1 protein-coding gene is annotated in these 541 nt (G+C 41.2%); it reads right to left on the bottom strand.

All coding sequences use genetic code 11. From position 1 onward, the window contains the following. Nucleotides 1-30 precede the first annotated feature (30 nt). On the bottom strand, nucleotides 31-541 hold a 511-nt coding region (locus ACYVG5_RS21485), incomplete at its 5' end, for a helix-turn-helix domain-containing protein (protein WP_460683542.1).

Genomic DNA, 541 nt, shown 5'->3' with positions numbered 1-541 from the left:
CTACATGTCCGTACACTCCCACTTACGAGCCTAGTCAAAACGCTCCTGAATTTTTTCTTCACTGTTCCTATCGACAGGCTGAAATTGGGCTTTTTTGAGTGACAAGTTACATTCAGTTCTTACAAAATTGTAGACAGTGCTTTTAGAGGCCTTGAGATCCCGAAACTTTTGAAGTAGTCGCTCCATTACTTGCTCCAAGACGACTGAAGGATTCTCATCTATATACTCCAAGATCACTTGCTTGTGTTCGTCACGAAGTATACGCGAGCGACCGGTTTTCTTATGCTTTATAAAAATACTATCAGAATCCGTTTTGTACATTTGAGCCCATCTTTGAGCTGTGCGAACATGAATACCTAATTGTTTTGCAGCAGCTGAAGCACTCATAACTTTCTCAAACACCAGTTTAAAGAATCTAACTTTGTCTTGATCCGTGTAGAATGTGTATGCTCGCTTACTCGACGCCTCCTTCATGCAAACATCTGGGTCATCTTTTGCACCTTCATCTGCCATAGAGTCTACATCGAAATTATTCTCCTGA

Source organism: Modestobacter lapidis, from assembly GCF_054780755.1.
Note: the sequence above shows the minus strand (reverse complement) of the source record. Positions and strands in the feature narration are given on the sequence as shown.